This is a genomic window from Pseudoalteromonas sp. APC 3893 (assembly GCF_030408095.1).
Classification (GTDB): domain Bacteria; phylum Pseudomonadota; class Gammaproteobacteria; order Enterobacterales; family Alteromonadaceae; genus Pseudoalteromonas.
The window spans coordinates 61,349-82,449 of sequence record NZ_JASDCD010000006.1 but is presented as its reverse complement, the minus strand read 5'-3'; the positions used below and the strand labels follow the sequence as shown (position 1 = coordinate 82,449).

Here is a 21,101-nt window from a genome sequence, read left to right as displayed (position 1 = left end):
CACCACGACAGGATCATACATATAAAATGGACCCAATTTTAGTAATCGACGACCAAGCCGATGTTCGCATGGCCGCCATCGTCGCTTTAAACCAACTTGGCTTGCAATGTATTGAAGCACAAGGCCCTGAGCAAGCTATTGATATTATAAACAGCAATACAATTAGCCTTATTTTGCTCGATATGAACTTTAAGCTCGATACCACTTCCGGTGATGAAGGGCTGCGATTTTTAAAGCAACTGCAGTCTATTAGTTCAACCATTCCTGTTATCGTAATGACCGCATGGGCAAGTGTCGATGTCGCGGTCAAAGCCATGCAATTAGGCGCTGTTGACTTTGTTGAAAAACCTTGGAATAACCTGCGTTTAACTAGCGTTGTACAACAGCAACTAACGCTGAAAAAAAGCAATCATGATAATGCCTGTTTAAAGGCGCTAAACTTACCAAAAAGTACTGATTACATTGCTAATTCAGACGTGATGCAACAATTACTGACACGCGCTAAGCGCGCCGCAAAAACCGATGCCAGTATTTTAATTACCGGAGAAAATGGCACCGGTAAGAGCCTGCTAGCAAACTATATTCACCAACACTCTAATCGCTGCGAGCAGCGCTATGTGAGCGTAAATATTGGTGCTATTGCGCCCTCTTTATTTGAAAGCGAATTATTTGGTCACAAAAAAGGCGCCTTTACCGACGCCAAAGAAGACCGTCTCGGCCGCTTTGAAATAGCCAATGGCGGCACCTTATTTTTAGATGAAATAGCCACACTCCCCCTTGAGCTACAAAGTAAAATGCTGCGCGTACTAGAGAGCCAAGAGTTTGAAGTATTAGGCTCAAGCCAGACCCAAACAGCGGACGTACGGATTATTGCTGCCACTAACGCAGAGCTTGCTAAAGCCATTGAAGCGGGGGAATTCCGCCGCGATTTACTGTTCAGGCTCAACACCATTGAACTGCATATTCCGCCACTACGTGAGCGCCCTGAAGACATTATAGAATTAGCCCATCACTTGCTTGCAACACACAGTAAAAAATACCAGCGTGAAGGCATGTCACTGTCAGCCTCTGCGACCAAGGCTCTCACGAACTACACGTGGCCGGGCAATGTCCGAGAACTTAGCCATTGTATTGAACGTGCCGTAATCATGAGCGATAACGACAATATTGACGCCAGTGATTTAATTCTTGAACAACCCAGTAGTGATGCAAGCAACACCGCAACGAGTGAATCATTACCCCTGCTGCCTCTAGAAGAACTTGAAAAACAGATGATTCAAAAAGCATTGGCGCAATTTAATGGTAATGTTGTGGCCGCAGGTGAGTTTTTAGGCTTGAGTAAGTCAGCAATTTACAGACGAATCGATAAACACCAGCTTGATTTAAAAGAAGCAGACTTTTAATGGCCCGCACTCACTCGCTCGAACAGCGCCTAATGCGTTATGCCGCCTTAGTGATGTTTATTGTATTAATGCTGTGTATTTTGCTTGTAATAACGTGGGAGCTCGATTGGTTTGCAAGCATTAGTATAATACTCCCCGTCGCTGCAGTCAGCCTGTTTGCAGTAGTCAAAAGCTACAAGCTGACCCTTGATGTTATCGAACGCTTTGGCTCACAGCTTGATGCACTGGCTAACAACGAGAGTAATAGTTGGCATTTAGCGCAGTACCAAAGCGGGCGAGTCGCCAACCTTAAAAATGACTTTACCAAGCTCAGTGACAAGATAGCGCAAAGTAAACGCCACTATATGCAAACCGAAGAGTTCGTGTTTGAGTTTGCCAGCATGCTTGATTTACCCATTGTTATTTTAGACCCTCACGGGCAAGTTTACTTTACCAATAAAGTATTTTTAAACAGCTTAACAACATCCAATGTTGAAGGATTAAGTAGCGCCGATTTAGGGTTAATTTATAACGACGGTAGTTGGCAAATAGAGAAAGAGTCTCGTTTTAAACGCCGCTTTATCGTATCAGCACAAACATTTTGGCGCACAGGACGAAATTACGAGCTGCTTACGCTATTTTCTATTGAGCAGCAGCTACGCGCAAACGAACAAGACATTTGGCAGCGCTTAATTCGCGTGCTCAACCATGAAGTACGTAACTCCTTAACGCCCATTTACTCCATGAGCCAATCTTTACAAACCATGAAACAGCAAGGGCAAATAACCCCAAGCCCAGACCTTGCTCAGGATATGCTGCAAGTGATTGAAAAGCGCGCCCAACATTTATTAGATTTTGTAAATAGCTACAGTGCGTTTGCAAAACTCCCTAGGCCAAATAAACAGCAAATCAATAGCGAGCAAGTGAACTTACGGCTACAGGCAATATTCCCTGAGCTCGTAATTCACTCATCTCAGCCAGTTAATTTTACCGCCGATTTAGGTCAGCTTGAACAAGCACTTATCAACCTGATAAAAAATGCCTTTGAAGCGGGCGGTAACACGCCCCCCACACTTAACTGGCAACAGGAAAATGATGGCGTTGTGATCGAACTGACTGACAGCGGCACGGGCATTGCCAACTCCGATAACCTCTTTGTGCCATTTTACTCAACCAAAGCACAAGGCGCAGGCATTGGTTTGGTGATCAGCCGCGAATTAATACGCAACCAAGGCGGTGAGCTAAGTGTTAACGCACGCGCAAATAAATTGGGAACCCAAGTATTCGTGTCCTTGCAATCACGTTAACCGTTTTATCATTCGTTTTAATGCAGGCGCTTTGAGTGGTTTATATAAAAGCGGGTAGCCTGCATCAAGCACCCGCTCACGAATACCTTCATCATGATTGGCAGTGTTAACTATGGCAGGCAGAGTATCAAGGCCTGCCTGATCAATAACGTCAAGCCCAGTCACACCGTCGTCTAGTTGATAATCAACGATCAGTAATTGTGGTAAAGCGTGAGCTGATTTTAATTGCTCAAGCTCTACTAAGTTAGTTGCAGTGGCTATTTCACAGCCCCAATTTTCAAGTAATTGTTTAAGTGCTTCAAGGACATTGCTGTCGTTATCAACTAACCAAATTCGTAACCGACCTAACTCTGTTTCTTGGCTTTGTTCGATATGATGAACACCATTATGAGTATGATTTTTTTTACAAGGCAGCGTTAGCGTAAATTGCGTGCCTTTGCCCAGCTCTGAACCCATAACTAAGGGGATATTAAGTAAATCACAAATACGCTTAGTAATGGCTAAACCCAAACCTAACCCTTCAGCGTTATGCTTAGCGCCTAGTTGTTTAAACTCTTGATAAATAGTTTGCTGATCAGCCGTTGCAATGCCAATACCCGTATCTTCAACAATGAAAGAAACATGCTCATCATGATGTTGCATTTTCAACCGTACTTCACCTTGGTCAGTATAACGAATTGCATTACTCAGTAGATTACGAAGCACTCGACGTAGCAAAGCTTTATCTGTTGTTAAACGAACGTCACAGGTTTCAATAATAAAGCTCAACCCTTTATCTTTAGCAAGAGCTGCATAGTCATTACGTAGTGGCTCAACGAGGCTGCTTGCCAAAAACTCACTCGTTTGCACTTTAAATGCACCTGAATCTAACTTGGTTAATTCTAAAATACTCGATAGCAGCTCCTCGGCACTTCCCAGTGAATTTTTAATATTAAGAGCCAATTCTTTGAGCTCAGTATTATGTGCTTTTTCATTCATAAGTGAGCAAAATAAACTAGCAGCATTGAATGGTTGCAATAAATCGTGACTCGCAGCGGCAAAAAAGCGTGTTTTACTCACAGTCGCTTGCTCTGCGACTTGCTTGGCTTGTGATAGTTCATGATTTGCTTGCGTTAACGCAGTGGTCCGTGCTGCTACTTTTTCTTCAAGGCTAACATTGGCCTCGGTGAGTGCTTTTTGCTGCTTAACAAACTCAGTAATATCTGTATACGTGGTTGCAAAGCCTCCACCCGGCAAAGGGTTCCCTTGCATTTCAAACACTCGACCATCATTATGAGAACGCTGGTATTTATAAGCGCTCCCTTGTTTTAAATATGCTAGCCGCTTCTCCACTTCATTATTAATGTTGTCACTACTAAATAAGCCTCGCTCAGCATTAAAGCGAATAATATCAGCCACTGGCCGACCAATATAAAGCGCGTCATCAGGGTAGGCAAACATCTGTTTATAGCCTTGGTTCCACGCCACCAAGCGCAACTCACTGTCGACCACACTAATACCTTGCTGTATGTTTTCTATGGTCGACTGTAATAAATCACGATTAAACTTTAATACTTGTGTTGCTTCATCAACAAACTCAGCCACTTGCTCAAGCGGTTGACGCTGCTCATTCTTAGCCACGTCTAAAATTAGCCGCGCAGATGCGCCACCTATCACTGCCGACATCTCTCGCTCAATTAATAGCTCAAGTTCAACATTGGCTGGGTGCTTCCACTTACTTTTATCCGCAGGAAAATAGTCACTCACTAAGGTTTGACTGGCATCTTTCTCAGCAAAACGTTGCAGTAACGCGCCTAAGTCGTGGTAGCTAAGTGGTTGCAGCGCTGTATTTACTCGTGAGTCAGTAACTTGAGTAATAAATTTATTACTTTGTAAACGTTCAGCTAAAGTGGCTTGGCTAAACAACGGCACTAAAAAATAAACTAAGCAATTGGCACCTAATGACAAAATTAACGCTTGGCTAATACTCTCAAGTCCAAGCGAAAATAGATCCGTTGGTGCCAACCAAGCAACCTGCCAAGGACCCTGTACTAGCCAGTTGTTATCACCGCCTAAACCACTGGCTAGATTAGGTAACAATAAGGTATAGCCCCAAATAACAAAGCCACTCAAAATCCCCAGCTGTGCACCTTTACATGAGGCTTGTCGCCACCATAACCCGATGATCATTGCAGGAGCAAACTGTGCCACCAGCGTAAACGACATTAAGCCTACATTTGCCAGTGTATTCGTTTCACCTAACACCCGATGAGTAAAATAACTAAGCAGCAAAATTAGCACAATAACCACTTTTCGGGCATGGAGTAAATTGTTTTTATCTAACCCGCGGCTACCAGAAGTCAGCTGTGAACGACGGAGAATAAATTGATTAATAAAATCATTGGTGATCATCACTGAGAGTACAATTGCCGAAACAATCACCATACTGGTTGCAGCAGAAAAACCGCCTAAAAAAGCAAGCAAAGCAACAAGCGGGCTCTCTGAAGCCATAGGAAGGGCTAGTACAAAAGTATCGTAACCAACATCACTATGTTGAAAGTAAATCAAGCCAGCATAAGCAATCGGCAAAATAAATAGATTAATAAGTAATAAATAAAGTGGAAATAACCAACGTGCCGTCGCCAGCTCTTTGTCATTATTATTTTCAATAAAACTCATATGAAATTGTCGCGGCAAGCAGAGGGTAGCCAAAATACCCAATATTGTATGCGCAACATACACATAGGTTGGGCTTTGGGTTGCTGCTACTTGTTTATCTATATTAAGTTCAGCAGCTTTTGCAAACAATACACTCGGGCTATCAAAAAGCACAAAGCACACGTATAAACCAACCACAATAAAGGCAATTAATTTAACCACAGACTCAAATGCAATACTGGCGATAAGCCCAGGATTATGCTCACTTGGCCTTAATCGCCTAGCGCCAAATAAAATAGCAAATAGTGCTAATAACAAGGTGATATAAAAAGTACTATCAGCCCAAACTTGATGGCTTTGTGATGCAGCCTGTGCCGTTAGTAAGTTAATGCTTTGCGCGGTCGCACTAAGTTGCAAGGAAATATAAGGCACAATCGCAATAACTGAAATCAGTGAGATCAAGCCAGATAAGCTAGACGATTGACCATAGCGGGTAGCAATAAAATCAGCCATTGAGGTCAATTTCTGCTGACGACAGATATGCGCAATACGGCAATAAATTTGCCAGCCAAAAAGAAACAATAAAATAGTACCGGCATAGGTTGGCGCTAACCACCAGCCATTGTTTGCCGCTTGCGCTGTGGTACCAAAAAATGCCCACGAGGTACAATAAACACCTAACGATAAGCCATAAGTTAAGCCTTTAAAGGGTAATACTTTTCGTCTATCAGCCCAGCCAGCAACAGCAAATAAAATTCCCAAGTACACCACAGCAAGCAAGCTTATTGACCATATAGAAAACATAATCACAGACTTTTTAATTATTATTTAATCAGCATAGGTGTTTTCATAACAAAAATCAGCACTAACTTTAGTTCTAAGTAACTGTTGTGAAAACAGCTTTATTTGAGCTAAAGAATAAATGAGAACTATTTTCAAATAGGTGTTGACACCTCATCAAATCTAACTGATAATCACTATCAACAAGACGATAAACATAACGGCTTGTCAGAACAGAATTAAATTTGTTTCTCGACCCTGAAACACGTGTGGCGCACGTAAACCGCTAAGGTTACCTGTTATTAATCGCAACGCCCCTTGATGTTGATAACAGGTAACCACCCTACTTGCTACATTGCTCATATCGGTGACGGTAGATATGAAACTAAAAAGCCCTTACGGGCTTTTTTTATGCCTAAAATTCATGTTAAACATTTATTTTTCCGTAACTGACTAAATAAAATAAAGAAAAACAACGAATAAAACTTAATGAGAATTATTTTCAAATAGATGTTGACACCCCAACTAATCTAACTGATAATCAATATCAACAAGACGATAAAGCATTACGACTTGTACGGAATAAACTGAATTTGTTTCAAGGTCCTGAAACAACGTGTAGCCCACGTTAAAGCTATGGTTACCTGTTATTAATCGCAACGCCCCTTGATATTGATAACGGGTAACCGCCCTACTATTTTACTTGCTACATTGCTCATATTGGTGACGGTAGATATGAAACTAAAAAGCCCTTACGGGCTTTTTTTATGCCTAAAATTCGTGTTAGACATTTGCTTTCTCTATAAATGCCTAAATAAAATAAAGAAAAACAACAAATAAAACTTAATGAGAATTATTTTCAAATAGGTGTTGACACTCTAGCAGATCTAACTGATAATCAATATCAACAAGACGATAAAGCATTACGACTTGTACGGAAAAACTGAATTTGTTTCTCGACCCTGAAACGACGTGTAGCCCACGTTAAAGCTATGGTTACCTGTTTATTAATTGCAACGCCCCTTGTGTTGATAACGGGTAACCGCCCTACTATTTTACTTGCTACATTGCTCATATCGGTGACGGTTGATATGAAACTAAAAAAGCCCTTACGGGCTTTTTTTATGTTTGTAATTTAGTGAGTATATTCACATAACTGCAAAAATTAACGACGATTTTTACGCGCTCGCGCTCTGCGTTGTTTTTTCTCTTCTTCTTTAGCTGCTTTTTTAGCTTCTGCAGCCGCACGCAGCTCAGCTACCATCAGCTCTTCTTCTTCACGCATGGCTGGCGTTTCCATGGTAATTCGACCAATTATGCCATCGCGTAATTCATTGATGAGAATTTCTGACATTTTATAAGTATCTATTTGATTGCCACCGCGAATACAGCCGCGCTTTTTGCCCGCCATCTCAACAAATTCCCAGTCGCTTTGCGGTAACTCATCAATTTTATAACGCGCCTTTAAAAGCTCAGGATAGGCGTGTAATAAGTATTCAGCGGTGTAACTGGCCACTTCTTCATAATCGAGCGCCGTATCACGAATAGCCCCGGTAGCACCAAGGCGATAACCTGAGTTTTCGTTTTCAACTTTTGGCCATAACATACCTGGCGTATCGTAAAGCATAATGCCATCTTCAAGTTTAATACGTTGCTGCGCTTTCGTTACCGCAGGCTCGTTACCCGTTTTTGCGACTATACGACCTGCTAAGGTATTAATCAGCGTAGACTTGCCCACATTCGGGATGCCCATGATCATGGCTTTAATTTGCTTATCAGCGCCAACCTTATGCGGTACCAGCTTTCTACATAGTTCGTTAATACTATGAACCTGCCCCGCTTTATCATTACCAAACGCAATGGCTTTAACAGCACTTTCTTGCTCAAAGCAATCTTTCCACGCTTGGGTCATTTTAGGATCGGCTAAATCGGCCTTATTCAAAATTTTGATCACCGGCTTACCTTCACGCAAACTCGTCACCATCGGGTTTTCACTACTGTAAGGAATGCGCGCATCAAGCACTTCAATGATCACATCCATTTGTGGCATTATTTCTTTAATTTCATTACGGGCTTTGTTCATATGCCCAGGGAACCACTGAATTCCTGCTCTACTCATTTGATTTATAAACCTTTTATTTCAACCCATAACACCATGCTTTACTTAATTAAGTGCTATGCGGGGTACTGGGTGAATAATTTCGATTTATCACCTCAACTAATGACTCCTAGTTTACTACATAATCCCTTTAAACTTCTCGTATAAATAAAACCAGTCGTATATCTCAGCTACATAAGTACAATTTATGTTTATGGACAAAAATACACCAATGGTTTATATTTGCGACAAATAGATTAATTTTATAAACCACGAGGTATATATTACATGTTTGCTGAACGATTTACTCGTGCCCGAAAAGCCTCCGGCCTATCAATGCAAGCACTAGCTACCGCAGTTGGTGTATCCGCCAATGCTATAAAAAAATATGAGCATGGTACTGCTATGCCGTCTTCTTCTAATTTATTAAAGCTTGCAAGCGCACTTGAAGTGCGCTCTGAATACTTTTTCCGACCTATAAAAATAAAATTAGAAGGTGTGGAATATCGTAAGCGTGCAAGCACGCCACAGAAGATTTTAGATCGTATAAATGGTGATGTGTTAGATCAGGCTGAGCGCTGGCAAGAGCTTTTAAACTTTTATCCAGATTCTATTAAACCTATCACGCCATTTTCACTACCAAGTACATTACCTGATGTGATTGATTCATATGAGCAGCTAGAAGGTGTAGCCACCACAATGCGCAATGAATGGGGTTTAGGCTTAAATCCTATTCATGACATGATTGATACGCTGGAATCGAAAGGTGTAATGATAATTTGCACTGATGTAGAAACCAGTAAAAAGTTTGATGGTCTCGCGGGTAACATTAATGGGCTACCTGTTGTTGTTATCTCTACGGCACAAAGTGGTGATCGTCAACGGTTTACACTCGCTCATGAATTGGGTCACTTAGTATTGCACAGCCGACTGTCTGAAGAGCTAGATGAAGAAAAGGCATGTAATCACTTTGCAGGAGCTTTTTTATTACCAAGTACTAGCTTAATACAACACTTAGGTAAAAGCCGAACTCAATTAGAAGCACAGGAACTATACATGCTTAAACATGAGTACGGCATAAGCATGCTTGCCTCTTTGTTTCGTGCTTCACAGTCTGGTGTAATTTCATATCAAACCCAAAAGAATATGTTCATTTGGTTTGGCAAGCAAGGATGGCGCACTCAGGAACCTGGAAAACCTTATCCACATGAAGTTACTTACCTCTATAAGCAGCTAGTATATCGTGCCCTAAGTGAAGACTACATTGGTATATCTAAAGCAGCTGAGCTATTAGGGGTATCACTTTCAAGCTTTCACAAAGAACGAAAGTTAGAGGTGCTTAATGCAGCAGCTACTAATTAGTGATGCCAATATATTAATAGATATGGAAGAAGGTGAGCTACTAACCCAACTTTTTCAGCTACCTAGGTCTAAAAAAACCTGCCAGAAAAAAGAAAAGATCACACTATTAAAAATACATACCTATTAATAAGCTTGAAAACGTTGCCACACAGCAATTTTAGAAACTATGTTTATTTGTGAATCAATAAACCCAGCTTTATAAATAGACTAAAGAGTTAAAAAAACAACTTATTTGGTAGCAGTTTAAAATGATGAATCATAGTATCAAGTGGCAATTATTCGGCAAGCTTTCAATAATCTTAAGATTATAGGGTCAGTAACGTTTTCTAGCCTCACTTCTTAAATTTTTCATTTCGGGGTATAAGCAACTAAGTTACGTCCTAAAGAGGTGCAGATCCGCGTATAGGTAATATGCTAGTTTTAATAATTACATAAGCAATCCTCCTCATGCTTTTGTAGTAAAAAAGAACAATTTTTTTACTATATCTTTGTTGAATTTTCATTGTTAATAATTTTAGTCTTGAAAATTTCAACTTGAAAAAAGGAAAAACTAAAAAAGTCTACTATGCTTTAGACAATGTAACATTCACGGATGAAAGTCATGCCAGATGGATTTGATGAACAATATGATGGCACTTCGGAAACCCATATATTACCCCAATCACACTGGGCACTCAGAACAACAAAAATATTTTCTGCCATCCTATTTGGGCTGATTATTCCAGGCATCATAACTTTCAATGTTATGACAAACCTATCGCAGTTAGAGAACAGCATTAACTCCAAACAGGATCATCAAGATTTAGTTAATGCCTACATTCGAATTAAAGCAGAAATTGAAGAGCAAAATCAGTATGCCTTAGCATCATATATGTTTGCATCAGCTGCCAACCAAAACCAAACAAATTATGAAAACTGTAGCAATTCATATAGGTTTTGCAGTACTCAGCTTTGGGGTGTTATTTATCATACTAGGCATTAATCAAGGATCTATATCCGTGTCAGGTAGCCTTCCTGACGCAACAAGTATTGATATAAAAAGTGGCTCATTGGGAGTCGGTGTCATGCTGATCGGCGCGCTCATGGTCACAACTGCTGCTATCCATATAAACGAGTATAAAACTGTAACAATACCAGCATTCCAACCTTCAACCGCCTTTGTTAACGCTTTAGGCACTACAAAAACCAATAATAGCAACAATATTGACATCCGAAATCTCATCCCCTGCATGTCAACAGGTATAGATACTGAAGGCGGACACAACAAAAACATTGATACTTGCTTAATTAAGTCAAGTAACTTCCCAATAAAAAAGAAACAAGAAAGAGATGAGCACAATGGAAAATAAAGTGAACCCTTACAAAACGAAGCTAGACCAAGGTAATGCATATTGGATGGCTAGATTAGCAAAAATTGTATACACGCATGATCAAACAGCAGCGAGACTACCTAATAAGGAAGCTATACTTGAAGAGCTACAAAGTGAAGACAGCAACTTTCTTAACGTAGTGGTAGCCAGTAAAGATAGCGCTCAAGGTATGATGGTAGAACATAGAGACTATTTCTGTCTCTGTTTTAGGGGGACAGATGAGTCAGCTGATTGGGTAGATAATATAAATGCTATTGCTGTAAAGCAATTGTTTGGCGAATTTCATAGAGGGTTCTGGAATTCTGTTCAAGATATATGGGAAATACTTTTTGGCCAATATCAACTCAAATCAAGAGAAGTTGGTAACCATAAGCCGCTATTTTTAACAGGGCACAGTTTGGGTGGTGCAATGGCGACTATTGCAGCCGCCATACTGAACCACAGAGATATACCTTTCACCAGTTGCGATACTTTCGGTCAACCCAGAGCTATGGACAAAAGCACTGCAAGATTATTCAACGTAGAATGCAAAGAGCGTTTTTTCAGATTTCATAACAATAACGATATTGTAACTAGAGTTCCTGCTAGAGTTATGGGTTACAGCCATGTTGGGCAATATTTTTATATCAGTCAAGAAGTAGAGATCCATCAAGAACCTGGTTTCTGGTTTAAATTCATAGACTATTTTGATGGCGCTGTTTCTGCAGTAAAAGAGAAAGGCCTTGATTCTATTGAGGATCATTCCATGGATGATTACCTTGCAGCTGTAGCAAAGTGGGATTTAAAGGAATAGCAAGATGATTAAAAAGAAGGTATTGCAAGCGCTATTGGCTGCTACGCTTACTATAAACGTTAGCGCCTGCGTTTCTATTCCAGCTGAAGCACCTGAGTTATCAGTTGAACTAGGAAAGCACTTAGGCAGACTCGAGAAAGCAAATATTGCGTTATTGAATAAGTTTTTCGATTTAAAACGCCAAGAAGTAAATCGCTTTATAGAGACTGATTGGTTACCCATGTTTGCTAAAGAAGTCTTTTCCGAACCTAACTTTCAAAATGCTTGGAATCAGATTATAAATGGGGGAGATAAAGCAGACCAACTCAGATTTGTGATAATGCTGGGGCCAAAACTATTAAAGAAAATGGATAAAGCGAGATCCGATATGCAGGAGCCATTAAATGAGTTGGAAGCCGCCATGGAAACAAAAATCAGGAGGGAATACACTCAGGCAAAGGCAATTAACAACAGCCTAACTAGTTTTCTCACATCGGCCGCGGAAGTTGTAGAGTCGCAGAATAGGTATTTAGCTATGACTGGCATAGATGAAGAAGCAATTGCTTCTACCATACAAAGGGCTGACGCCATTGTTTCAGGAGCACTATCTAATCTTGAGAAGGCCGATGATTATTCATCAGAACTTACTAAGTACAAACAGAAGCTCAGTGAGCTTAAAGATAAGCTGAATTAAGGAGGCATGCATGAGTATTAACTGGGAAGAACTCGAAAAAAATATTGACGTGGCAATACAAGCCGGCACTGATAGCACAAATAAAAAATTATATTCAAAGATATCATCAGTGACTAGGCTCACAGATGAAGAAATTTCTGAGATGCTGCCAGATGAGGCGGATGTCAAAAAGCTCTCTAAGTTGATGACAATAATTAAGAGCGCAGAGAACGATAATATTAAAGTGAAAAAGCTGGCTGATAATGTTCAAGAGTTAGGCTCTATTGCTATAAAGCTTATTGATAAGCTTACGTAACCTTTTTGTACGGCATGTACCATAAACTAACACCACAGCATAAGGGCCATAATGGTAGTTCATTTAAAGAGTCCTGTATAAGTGAATCTACAGCATGCTAATCTAACTCCCCTAAGCCGTTTCCCAGTGCTGGTAAGGCAACTGATTTACGGCTTACCTACGACCTCAGGTTTATGCTGCTCAGTTTGTAAATACTTACGCCCCCTAAACCTGTCCCCCTACACCTTTAAACTTCTCAACAAATGCTGCGATTCGCTGAAATACTGTTTGCTTTTGTGTGCGGTAAAGCGGGTTGAGTGGGCTTAATTTAGGTAACGCTTCACTAAGGGCTGTACCATTTTCAGATGCGTACTCACGCTTTAATGATGAAGCTATGTAGCGCTTAGCTGCATCCTCATTTAGCTTTTCAGATGCAATAATAGCATTGGCTTCATGCTTTAACTGTTCTTGGGCAAATTTATAAAATGCATCAATAATGCTGGCTTTATCGCTTATTTCATCAAGGTTAGTTTGATTAATAAAATCAACAACTAGGCTTTCTTTAGCGCGGTTACCTAGGCTGCCTCGAATCAACCGACGAACCTCTTCGATTAACCCTGCTTTGTTTTTGTTCTTTTTATTGTGTTCAAAAAGCAGCTCAAGAATATAGTCCAGATTAATTTCTTGCGACTTTAGCAAATCAACTTCAAAGACTATATCGTCCCAATCGAGAGCTGATTTGCCCTTGTCGTTACTCTTTTTTTCACGCCTTAACCAATCACGGGTATCATTATAAGTTGAACGATAATCCTGAACTAAACGTTCACTTGGCATATCAATCGCTTGCATTTTTGCTATGTCGTCATCGCTTAGGTAGTACTTTGCTTTAAACTCATTAACAGCTTGTTCGTCACTGGTATCTACGCTTTGTAATGCTTTTAACCCCGCAAATTCATCATAGTTTTGTAAAATATTTTCAGCTCTTAGGTACTCACCAAATAGCTTAGCAAACGCTTTTTTATCTTGCTCTGTGTCAATATTTTGCGGATCGGGAAAACGGTCTTTTAATTCTTTAACAATACCAATAAAGCCACGCCTTTCCTGTTCAGTTATGAGGTCTTTAAAGCCTTCCATATACTCTTTGTAGCTTTTTTCGAGCACTACATTTTTAGTATTTTTATCCCCAAACAAAGTAATGGCATCAATGGTCGACTTTTCTAAATCACGGAAAGTAACAATATTACCGAAGGTTTTGGTTGCATCATAAATGCGGTTAGTACGAGAAAATGCCTGCATTAAACCGTGATAGCGCAAGCTTTTATCTACAAACAGAGTATTTAGCGAAGGTGCATCAAAGCCCGTTAAAAACATGCCAACGACAATAAGTAAGTCTATCTCTTGATTTTTTACTCGCTGAGCTAGGTCACGGTAATAGTTTTGAAAACCGTTACTATCTACACCGTAATTCGATTTAAACATGGCGTTATAATCGGTAATAGCATCATTCAAAAACTCTTTAGCACTGCTATTCATTGCCGTTACTTCAAAGCTTTCATCTTTAATATCACCAATCGCATCTTGCTCTTCATTAGCCGCAAACGAAAAAATAGTCGCAATTCTAAGTGACTTGCTTGTTGAGCTAGCATGTTCACTTTGTAGCGCTTTAAATGTTTCATAGTAGGCTTTTGCGGCGTCAACACTACTTACTGCAAACATTGCATTAAAGCCTTTAGCGCCAGAATAAGCCCTATGGGTTTTCTGGTTGTAATGATTCAAGACATACTGTGAAATTTCACTTATGCGTGCTGGGTGCAAAAAGGCTTTGTTGTTCTCAGCCGCACTTAACTTTTGCTCATCTTGCTCAGTTTCAATACTCTTAAATTGCGGGCGTACATCGTTATAATCTACTTTAAATTTAAGTACTTTTTCATCGCGAATAGCATCGGTAATCACATAAGTATGAAGTTGTTGGCCAAATACACTGCCCGTTGTTTCTGCACCCAGTGCATTTTCAGGAAAAATAGGCGTGCCCGTAAAGCCAAATTGATAATACTTTTTAAACTTCTTCTTTAAGTTTTTCTGTGCTTCACCAAATTGACTACGATGACACTCATCAAAGATAAATACCACTTGCTTGTTATATATTGGCAAGTCGCTTTCATTTTTAATCAAGTTATTCAGCTTTTGAATAGTTGTTACAACGATCTTGTTATCATCTTTATCAAGGTTGTTTTTAAGGCCTGCTGTACTGTCTGAGCCATTTACGCTATCTGGTGAAAAACGCTGATATTCTTTCATAGTTTGATAGTCGAGATCTTTTCTATCGACTACAAAAAATACCTTATCAACAAAATCTAAATCAGTTGCTAACCGAGCTGCTTTAAAGCTAGTCAGTGTTTTGCCCGAGCCTGTAGTATGCCAAATATAACCACCGCTTTCGGTGTTACTCCAGCTTTTACTATTAAAGGCACTGTTAATCTTCCATAAAATGCGTTCTGTTGCTGCAATTTGATAAGGACGCATCACCAATAAGGTATCGCTTACATCAAATACCGAGTAACGCAAAATCACTTTCAGGAGTGTTTCTGCATTTAAAAAAGTCGCGGTAAAATCTTTTAAATCTTTGATCAGCGAATTATCAGACTTAGCCCAATGCATCGTAAAGTCAAAACTGTTTTTATCCCGCTTAGTGGTGTTAGCAAAATATCGAGTGTCAGTACCATTGGATATTACAAATAGCTGTAAAAACTTATACAACGAACTTTCTGCGTTAAAACTCTCTTTACTATAACGGTGGATTTGGTTAAATGCTTCACGAATAGCCACACCGCGTTTTTTAAGCTCTATTTGCACTAACGGCAAACCATTGACCAAAATAGTTACATCGTATCGGTTAGCATGACTGCCCGTTTGTTCAAACTGTTTAATGACTTGTACTTTGTTACGAGCAATGGTTTTTTTGTCAAACAGGTAAATATTTTCTATGTGTCCATCATCAAATACAAAGTCGTAAATGTAATCGCTGTGCACCTTACGGGTTTTATCAATACTGTTATCACTAGCCGTATTTAGGTACTGCTCTTGGAAGCGCTGCCACTCAGTATCGGTAAATACAACTTTATTAAGCACTTGTAGCTGTAAGCGAGCATTATCTAACATAGTGCCTGCTTGAGTAACAGCTGGTAAGTATTCGTATCCCTGATTTAGCAAGTCCTGAATAAGCTCTCGCTCTAAATCGCTTTCGCTCTGATAACCTTCTGCAATTTGGTCTTGCTTAATGTATCTATCAAGTACGATAAAATTATTTAATTCCGCGACGCTTTTATCAGTGATCATTATTCTACATCCTTCTTCTTGCTACCCTTACTAAGCAGTTTTTTTACTTCTCGATCAAAGTCTGATTCGTACAATTTGTCTTGTATAATACGGTATTTTTCAAATTCGCTTTCAGCGCGTGCTTTTGCAATAGTCGCTGTGACTTTTCCTGCATCTTGTAACACTTCACGATCGGTTGCTTCGATGAAGCGATTAAGTCTTAGCTCCCAATCCGCCATTGTCATTGGGATTTGTCTTAATGCCATATCTTCAGCTAAATCAAGATAGGCACTTACCAGTCGTTGTAGCTGTGCCATCTCATTATCAGTTAAGTAGTTCTTGGCAATACTGACATCAAATTTTTGAATTTTACCTTGAGGTGCGGCTTTCCACGAAGTTAGCCCCATATTATCTTTTTCAGCATCAGCACGGCTATAAACGATTTCAGCCGCGGTTTGACCGTGAATCGCCCAATGCAACTTATTTTGTACCGTTGCAAAGAAACGTTTTGTTACTTGCCCTGTCACATCATAATCAACCGCAGTCGCGTAAATATCAGTGATTTTTTGATAAAATTTACGCTCGCTAAGACGAATTTCTCGAATGCGTTCTAGCTGCTCTTCGAAATATTTTTTGCCTAATATCGTACCATCATTTTTTAGGCGTTCATCGTCCATGGCAAAGCCTTTGATGGTGTATTCGTTAATAATACCTGTTGCCCATTTACGAAATTGCACAGCACGCTCAGAATTTACTTTGTAGCCCACTGCAATGATTGCCGCCAGTTTATAATGCTTAGTGTTGTAGTTTTTACCATCGTTAGCAGTGATTCGAAAATCTCGAACAACTGAACTTTCATCTAACTCACTGTCGGCAAATATTTTTTTAAGGTGATAGTTAATGGTATGGGTTTCTACGTCGTATAATACACCCATCATTTTCTGGCTTAGCCAGATATCTTCATCGGCATAAACCGCCTCAACACCGCCTTCGCCAGTGGCTGCAATAAAGGTAAGATACTCAGCAGCAGAGGAGCGAATGGTGGCAGGGTGTGTTTTGTTCGATTTACTCATTTTGTGCTCCTTGCAGTTTGAAACCGTAGTTGTTTAATAGATGTTTAAGTAAAAACTCAACAATTTGCTTCTCGGGTCCAGTTGGCTCAGCAACTTCTTCGCTTGATAAAGAGCGGTGACTATAAAAATGCATGACACGTTTTGCGTATAAGGCTTTATCTTCGGGTAATAAATCCGTCCAATTTTGATAGCCCAAAAAAGACGCCGCTTTCTCATATAAATTACGTAACAAATTAAAATGAAAACGTTGAACTTCGTTATTTGCTATCGCTTGCTCGATTAATTGTTTTAAATATAAGTGATAGGAAAAACTCGAGTTAGCACCGCCTTTTTTAGCTTTAAGGTCAAAGCTGCCATCTTCAAATTTCTCTAGTAAATAGCACGAGTTGGCATTGAGCTCATTGTATAAAACATTAAAGAACAATGGATTGTGAGTTGAAATAATAAATTTTACCGTATGTTCTGGTGTACGTTTAATTAATTGTGCTAAATCGACAGCAAGCTCAATCAAATGATTTTCATCTAATGAACTTACAGGGTCGTCAATATAGATATATTCTAATTGGTTAAATTGGTCGGTATCGCGATTATCTAGCTCAGGCACAGAAAGCACATCGATAACTTGGTCGAGTAAGGTATAAAAGATACTCCAAATAAAATTACTTTCTTCGCCTTTGGAGATTTTTAGGTTCGGCGAATTATCATCATCTCCGCGTTTTAAAGAAAAAGTGATCTCGGAAAATGCCTGAACCACAACAGCTGTGCCATCGATATTGGTGCGAGCATATTCTTGGTTAAATTGAGGTGTGAGCTTATCGTTGGTATAGCGCTGAAAATTATCAATAATATTTTGGTCTTGCCCTTGCTCCTTAACCTCTTTTAAAATCCAATTGGTAAACGAATTAGGTTGGATTTTTAGCCTCGGCTCCGCATCAGCATCTAAATCGTTATCCCAGAAAAACAAGTCTTCGGTAAACGCGTTGTAATATAAAATCTTGTGGCGTGAAAGTGCCGCTTGCTCTGCCTCAGCAAGCTCATCTTGCCCATCTTCTTTAGGCGCGATGATCTCTTTAAATTCACGCGATAAACGCGTTTTACCTGTGCCATTAAAGGCATAGATTAACTGCACCTTTTTATCTGACGCTTGCAACAACTCTGCTATTTCCGTTAGCGTTTTACTCATTTAGCCGCCTCATCTGAATTAGCTTTAGGGAAGCTCAACAATAGGTCACGATAATACTCGTATTGCTTTTTGCGTAACTCGATTTCACGAGGAAGACCTTCGGTGATGGAGCTCGTTAGAGTGTCAAATTTGTCGAGAATAGTAACGATGCGTTCTTGTTCCGAAAGAGATTTCTCTCTATTGCTAGCAAATGGAATAGGAACCAAATACTCCATGATTTTTGGCTTATTTCCTCGTGGCATTTTTGCGCCTTTTGCATGTCGCATGTTGTATTCAAAAAACTTGTCCTCAGCTAAAACTTGATACAAATATCGTGGATTTATAGCTATATCAGTAGGGTGAACCACAAGAACATCACCATTCGTGCCGCCAACTCGATCTGCATGCCATATCTTCTTCAAATAAGGACGTATATTCCCTATTAAGATATCATCAGGAGTGTATTGTGTAAGATTTCCACTATCTGGGGTTCGAGTAGAGTCTATTTTACCAGCTCGATTCTGAAGTAAGCTTTCAACACCAACGTAATTGCTGTCATCTAGTTCTGTGTAACTAATACGAGCCTTTGAATACTCGGCCATTGCACTCAAAGCCCTCCACTCAACTTCGCCATCTTCAAAACTTAATAACTGATCGCGGTAGTAGTTGTATTGTTTCTTGCGCATGTTAAGTTCGGCGGTCAGCTCGGCGGTCAACTCGGCGGTCATGGCGGTAAATGCGTCCAAAATACGCACTATTTCAGCTTGTATTGCCAGCGATTTTTCTGGGTTATCAGGGCTTGGAATGGGGATAGGAATTGCTTTAATTGACTTTAAACTAAGAGTCTTTTGATTTCCTCCTCCAACATTGCGCTCGATAAAGTTTTGCCCAATATTAGAGCCTAAGATATAGAATATAAATTTACTGTTTACTAAAGGGTGAATAACTACCGTATTTTGCCCCATACAGGCTATGTTATCAGCGGGAATAATTCCTACGTTTCCATAAGAACCTACTCTAGACATTACTAAATCATCCTTAACAGGTAAGTACTTTTTCGTGAAATCAGCAAATACTTCGTCATTAACTTTTAAAGTTTGCTCTAAATTAACATACCCACCTTTAATATCTGTAACTCTGATCATATTTAACCCAGTTTCAGTATACTGCGGTGTTTTATGAAGAGAGTCGTAAATATCAGCGACTTTTTCTAGAGCTTTCCACTCAACTTGAACCCCATCCAACAGCCTCTCCATGTAGCTCAAATGGCTCATGCGTCAAGCTCCTCACCTTCAATTTCCGCCACAATGGTGTCAATATCACTGCGAAGCGCATCAATTTTAGCGACGGTAGTTTTAAGTTCGGCATTAAGCTCTGTAATATTCACTAGCTCGCGGTTGTCTTTGGCCTCGACATAACTGCTTACCGAAAGGTTGTAGCTGTTGCCTGCGATAACATCCAAATCAACGGATTTGGCAAAGTGATCCACGTCCTCTTTGCTGGCAAACACCTTCATGATTTGCTGAATATGACCCGGATTTTTTTCGTCGTCGTTGTCCGTCAGGACGTTGGTATTGGTTTCTTTTTTAAAATAAGCCTCACCGCTAGCATCGATAAACTGGGTGGTGGTGTCTGTTTTGTGCTTAGACAGCACTAAAATATTTACCGCAATGGTGGTGCCAAAGAACAGGTTAGGTGCTAGTGAAATCACGGTTTCAATATAGTTGTTATCAACCAAAAACTTACGAATTTTTTGTTCTGCGCCACCACGGTAAAAAATACCGGGGAAGCATACAATGGCTGCACGACCTTTGCTTGATAGGTAACTTAGTGCATGCAGCACAAAGGCAAAGTCGGCTTTTGATTTAGGCGCTAATACGCCAGCGGGCGCAAAGCGGTCATCGTTGATTAAGGTTGGGTCGTCGCTACCAATCCATTTTACCGAATAAGGTGGGTTAGAGACAATCGCATCAAACGGCTTGTCATCTAAAAAGTGCGGCTCGGTTAATGTATCACCCAACTGAATATTGAACTTGTCGTAGTTAATGTTGTGCAAAAACATATTCATACGCGCCAAGTTGTAGGTAGTGTGGTTGAGCTCTTGACCAAAGAAACCATCTTCAATGATATGTGCATCAAAATGCTTTTTGGCTTGTAGCAGCAACGAGCCCGAACCCACCGCAGGATCATAGATTTTATTCACACTGGTTTGGCCATGCATGGCGAGTTGCGCGATCAATTTTGAAACGTGTTGGGGGGTGAAAAATTCGCCACCCGATTTACCCGCATTGGCGGCATAGTTTGAAATAAGGAACTCGTAAGCATCACCAAACAGGTCGTTTTCGTTATCTTCAAATTGAGTGATGTTAAGTCCAGCTACGCCTTTTAATACCGCAGCAAGGCGTTTGTTTTTTGCCTCTACCGTATTACCCAGACGATTACTGGTGGTATCAAAATCAGCAAACAAGCCCTTGATGTCTTTTTCTGAATCATAGCCATTGGCTGAGTTTTCGATTGCAACAAAAATAGCCGCCAAATCCGTATTTAAATTTTCGTTCTTATGTGCATTAGCCGCCACATTGCTAAACAACTGGCTTGGAAGGATAAAGTAACCTTTCGTACGGACTGCATCATCTTTTGCAGCTAGAATGTTTTCATCATCATCGTCCATGGCAGCATAATTAACACTTTCATCACCGCCTGTGATGTAATCAACAAAGTTCTCACTGATAAAGCGATAGAACAACGTACCCAAAACGTACTGCTTGAAGTCCCAACCATCTACTGAACCTCGCACATCGTTAGCAATAGCCCATATTTGTCGTTGAAGCTCAGCACGTTGTTGGTTACTTGTCATTTCTTTATTCCCGTAAAG

15 protein-coding genes are annotated in these 21,101 nt (G+C 40.1%); 8 read left to right on the top strand and 7 right to left on the bottom strand.

The annotated features are described in order from the left end of the window. The first annotated feature begins 26 nt into the window (after positions 1-26). Complete coding sequence (locus QMA12_RS09870) at positions 27-1,403, top strand: sigma-54 dependent transcriptional regulator (RefSeq protein WP_290209951.1); 1,377 nt, start codon at positions 27-29, stop codon at positions 1,401-1,403. Further along, a complete protein-coding gene (locus QMA12_RS09865) occupies positions 1,403-2,689 on the top strand; it encodes a HAMP domain-containing sensor histidine kinase (protein WP_290209950.1) in 1,287 nt (428 codons plus the stop codon). The genes QMA12_RS09870 and QMA12_RS09865 overlap by 1 nt, the downstream gene beginning before the upstream one ends. Here QMA12_RS09865 and QMA12_RS09860 read toward each other — a convergent pair. Both QMA12_RS09860 and ylqF read right to left on the bottom strand, forming a co-directional pair. Next, positions 2,681-6,130 (bottom strand): PAS-domain containing protein, encoded by a 3,450-nt coding sequence (locus QMA12_RS09860; RefSeq protein ID WP_290209948.1) that lies wholly within the window; start codon positions 6,128-6,130, stop codon positions 2,681-2,683. The two genes, QMA12_RS09865 and QMA12_RS09860, sit on opposite strands and share 9 nt — an antisense overlap. Positions 6,131-7,271: 1,141 nt before the next feature. Next, positions 7,272-8,225: a ribosome biogenesis GTPase YlqF gene (ylqF, locus tag QMA12_RS09855; RefSeq protein WP_290209946.1), complete on the bottom strand. Its 954-nt coding sequence runs from the start codon at positions 8,223-8,225 to the stop codon at positions 7,272-7,274. Between the two features lie 267 nt (positions 8,226-8,492). Between ylqF and QMA12_RS09850 the strand changes: the two genes are divergently transcribed. The 6 genes from QMA12_RS09850 (at position 8,493) to QMA12_RS09825 (ending at position 12,697) form a co-directional block, all read left to right on the top strand. Continuing rightward, the gene (locus QMA12_RS09850; RefSeq protein WP_290209944.1) at positions 8,493-9,566 is read left to right on the top strand and encodes an XRE family transcriptional regulator; all 1,074 of its coding nucleotides are present in this window, start codon (positions 8,493-8,495) and stop codon (positions 9,564-9,566) included. Positions 9,567-10,167: 601 nt separating this feature from the next. Further along, a complete protein-coding gene (locus QMA12_RS09845; protein WP_290209943.1) occupies positions 10,168-10,548 on the top strand; it encodes a hypothetical protein in 381 nt (126 codons plus the stop codon). 16 nt (positions 10,549-10,564) lie between these two features. Then, positions 10,565-10,915 (top strand): hypothetical protein, encoded by a 351-nt coding sequence (locus QMA12_RS09840; RefSeq protein ID WP_290209941.1) that lies wholly within the window; start codon positions 10,565-10,567, stop codon positions 10,913-10,915. Further along, positions 10,905-11,729 (top strand): lipase family protein, encoded by an 825-nt coding sequence (locus tag QMA12_RS09835; protein WP_290209940.1) that lies wholly within the window; start codon positions 10,905-10,907, stop codon positions 11,727-11,729. Before QMA12_RS09840 ends, QMA12_RS09835 begins: the two co-directional genes overlap by 11 nt. 4 nt (positions 11,730-11,733) lie before the next feature. Further along, positions 11,734-12,402, top strand: a complete 669-nt coding sequence (locus QMA12_RS09830) for a hypothetical protein (protein WP_290209939.1) — start codon at positions 11,734-11,736, stop codon at positions 12,400-12,402. A gap of 10 nt (positions 12,403-12,412) precedes the next feature. Further along, positions 12,413-12,697: a hypothetical protein gene (locus tag QMA12_RS09825; RefSeq protein ID WP_290209938.1), complete on the top strand. Its 285-nt coding sequence runs from the start codon at positions 12,413-12,415 to the stop codon at positions 12,695-12,697. A 204-nt stretch (positions 12,698-12,901) separates the two neighbouring features. On the opposite strand, the gene QMA12_RS09820 is transcribed toward QMA12_RS09825, so the two are convergent. Genes QMA12_RS09820 through QMA12_RS09800 form a run of 5 tightly spaced genes read right to left on the bottom strand, consistent with a single transcriptional unit; the run spans position 12,902 to position 21,083 of the window. Then, positions 12,902-16,012, bottom strand: a complete 3,111-nt coding sequence (locus tag QMA12_RS09820; protein WP_290209936.1) for a type I restriction endonuclease subunit R — start codon at positions 16,010-16,012, stop codon at positions 12,902-12,904. Continuing rightward, complete coding sequence (locus QMA12_RS09815; RefSeq protein ID WP_290209934.1) at positions 16,012-17,064, bottom strand: virulence RhuM family protein; 1,053 nt, start codon at positions 17,062-17,064, stop codon at positions 16,012-16,014. Before QMA12_RS09815 ends, QMA12_RS09820 begins: the two co-directional genes overlap by 1 nt. Further along, positions 17,057-18,247, bottom strand: coding sequence for an AAA family ATPase (locus tag QMA12_RS09810; protein WP_290209932.1), 1,191 nt, complete (start codon positions 18,245-18,247; stop codon positions 17,057-17,059). Before QMA12_RS09810 ends, QMA12_RS09815 begins: the two co-directional genes overlap by 8 nt. Next, the gene (locus tag QMA12_RS09805) at positions 18,244-19,500 is read right to left on the bottom strand and encodes a restriction endonuclease subunit S (RefSeq protein WP_290209930.1); all 1,257 of its coding nucleotides are present in this window, start codon (positions 19,498-19,500) and stop codon (positions 18,244-18,246) included. The genes QMA12_RS09810 and QMA12_RS09805 overlap by 4 nt, the downstream gene beginning before the upstream one ends. Further along, the gene (locus QMA12_RS09800; RefSeq protein WP_290209929.1) at positions 19,497-21,083 is read right to left on the bottom strand and encodes a type I restriction-modification system subunit M; all 1,587 of its coding nucleotides are present in this window, start codon (positions 21,081-21,083) and stop codon (positions 19,497-19,499) included. The genes QMA12_RS09805 and QMA12_RS09800 overlap by 4 nt, the downstream gene beginning before the upstream one ends. Positions 21,084-21,101 lie beyond the last annotated feature (18 nt).

Excerpts from the sequence above, each read along its gene's own strand:
- ylqF (WP_290209946.1), bottom strand. The coding sequence starts at position 8,225 with ATGAGTAGAGCAGGAATTCAGTGGTTCCCTGGGCATATGAACAAAGCC.
- QMA12_RS09860 (WP_290209948.1), bottom strand. The coding sequence starts at position 6,130 with ATGTTTTCTATATGGTCAATAAGCTTGCTTGCTGTGGTGTACTTGGGA.
- QMA12_RS09830 (WP_290209939.1), top strand. The coding sequence starts at position 11,734 with ATGATTAAAAAGAAGGTATTGCAAGCGCTATTGGCTGCTACGCTTACT.
- QMA12_RS09845 (WP_290209943.1), top strand. The coding sequence starts at position 10,168 with ATGCCAGATGGATTTGATGAACAATATGATGGCACTTCGGAAACCCAT.
- QMA12_RS09850 (WP_290209944.1), top strand. The coding sequence starts at position 8,493 with ATGTTTGCTGAACGATTTACTCGTGCCCGAAAAGCCTCCGGCCTATCA.
- QMA12_RS09805 (WP_290209930.1), bottom strand. The coding sequence starts at position 19,500 with ATGAGCCATTTGAGCTACATGGAGAGGCTGTTGGATGGGGTTCAAGTT.
- QMA12_RS09810 (WP_290209932.1), bottom strand. The coding sequence starts at position 18,247 with ATGAGTAAAACGCTAACGGAAATAGCAGAGTTGTTGCAAGCGTCAGAT.
- QMA12_RS09800 (WP_290209929.1), bottom strand. The coding sequence starts at position 21,083 with ATGACAAGTAACCAACAACGTGCTGAGCTTCAACGACAAATATGGGCT.
- QMA12_RS09825 (WP_290209938.1), top strand. The coding sequence starts at position 12,413 with ATGAGTATTAACTGGGAAGAACTCGAAAAAAATATTGACGTGGCAATA.
- QMA12_RS09820 (WP_290209936.1), bottom strand. The coding sequence starts at position 16,012 with ATGATCACTGATAAAAGCGTCGCGGAATTAAATAATTTTATCGTACTT.
- QMA12_RS09865 (WP_290209950.1), top strand. The coding sequence starts at position 1,403 with ATGGCCCGCACTCACTCGCTCGAACAGCGCCTAATGCGTTATGCCGCC.
- QMA12_RS09815 (WP_290209934.1), bottom strand. The coding sequence starts at position 17,064 with ATGAGTAAATCGAACAAAACACACCCTGCCACCATTCGCTCCTCTGCT.
- QMA12_RS09870 (WP_290209951.1), top strand. The coding sequence starts at position 27 with ATGGACCCAATTTTAGTAATCGACGACCAAGCCGATGTTCGCATGGCC.
- QMA12_RS09835 (WP_290209940.1), top strand. The coding sequence starts at position 10,905 with ATGGAAAATAAAGTGAACCCTTACAAAACGAAGCTAGACCAAGGTAAT.